Below are 1,597 nucleotides of genomic sequence, written 5' to 3'. Positions count from 1 at the left end.
CTCCGCGGCTAACATTGCCCATTCTAATTCATCATAACTTGCTCCCAATTGATCCTCATCTGTACGATTGTCTCCAAATAATCCGTCTGTAGGTGCAGCTGTTAAAATTGATTGCGGAATTTCTAAAAATTCTCCTAAAGCATAGACATCAGATTTCATTAAATCAGCAATTGGACTTAAATCAACTCCTCCATCTCCGTATTTTGTGTAAAAACCTACACCAAAATCTTCTACTTTGTTCCCTGTTCCGGCAACTAATAATCCGTGAAGACCAGCTAAATAATATAAAGATGTCATTCTTAGGCGAGCTCTTGTGTTTGCTAGCGCTAAATTTACTTTGGCTTCATCATCTGTTTTAGGAACAGCACTTTTAAAAGCTTCAAAAACGTCAGTTAAATCAGTTTGAACATCTGAAACATTTGAGAAACGTTTTTTTAATTGTTCGATATGTTCTCTTCCGCGTGAAACCTGACTTTCTGCCTGATGAATTGGCATTTCTACGCATAAAACCTTCAGTCCTGTCTGTGCGCATAAAGTTGAGGTAACGGCAGAATCTACACCACCGGAGATTCCAATTACAAAACCATTTACTTTCGCATTAGTCGCATAATTTTTTAGCCACTCTACAATATGCGTATTTACTTTTTCTGTCTGAATTGTGCTTTTTTTAGCCATAATAGTTTAAGTTTTAAAATACAGGAATGTATATTTGCATAATTATTTCAAGTATACATTTACTTTAAATTCTGGTAACACAAATCTAATTAAAATAAAATGAAAATTTATCGCTTTGCAGTGGTTCTATGCCTGTTTTTTTTGTCTTGCAACCAAAAATCTAAGGTAGAAAAAGAAGTAGAAGAAATACCTGTAGATATTAAGGTAGAACGTTTCGATAAGGTGTTTTTTGAAACAAAACCTCAAGATCTGGCAAAGGTTAAAAAACAATATCCTTTTTTCTTTCCTGCTGGTAATGATGATAGTGTGTGGCTTCAGAAAATGAATGATCCGATTTGGAAGGAAGTGTACGAAGAAGTTCAAAAAAAATACAGCAATTTTGAACCTGTACACAAAGAGTTTGATGCTCTTTTCCAGCATGTAAAATATTATTTCCCGAAAACTAAAACTCCAAAAGTTATTACAGTAATTGGAGAGATGGATTATACTTCAAAAGCAATTTATGCAGATAGTTTGGTTATTGTAGCATTGGAACTTTATTTGGGTAAAGAACATAAGTTTTATGAGTTTCCAAATTATCTGAAACAGAATTTTGAAGAAAAACAAATAATGCCAGACGTGGTTTCTAGTTTTTCTTACCGAAATATTCCAAATTTTAGAGATAAAAATCTGGTATCGCAAATGATTTTTGAAGGAAAACAGCTTTATGCAAAAGATCTGCTTCTTCCAGATTATTCAGATGCGGATAAAATGGGTTACACGCCAGAGCAAATCAAATGGTGTGAAGAAAATGAAGCTTATATATGGCGTTACTTTATAGAGAATGAAATGCTTTACAGTGATGATCCTAAATTAACAACAAGATTTATAGCACCAGCTCCTTTTTCTAAATTTTTCCTTGAAATTGATAATGATTCTCCTG

General features: G+C 33.4%; 2 protein-coding genes. One reads left to right on the top strand and one right to left on the bottom strand.

The features are described from left to right. On the bottom strand, positions 1-675 hold a 675-nt coding region (gene nadE, locus VGE71_RS03520; RefSeq protein ID WP_331137062.1), incomplete at its 3' end, for an NAD(+) synthase. A gap of 99 nt (positions 676-774) precedes the next feature. Here nadE and gldB point away from each other — a divergent pair. After that, the coding region (gene gldB, locus VGE71_RS03515; RefSeq protein ID WP_331137061.1) for a gliding motility lipoprotein GldB at positions 775-1,597 on the top strand (823 nt) is incomplete at its 3' end.

The sequence above is a fragment of the Flavobacterium sp. genome, from assembly GCF_036405015.1.
In the GTDB taxonomy this organism is placed as follows: domain Bacteria; phylum Bacteroidota; class Bacteroidia; order Flavobacteriales; family Flavobacteriaceae; genus Flavobacterium.
The sequence above is the reverse complement of the archived record's forward strand: the minus strand, read 5'-3'. Positions and strand labels throughout refer to the sequence as shown.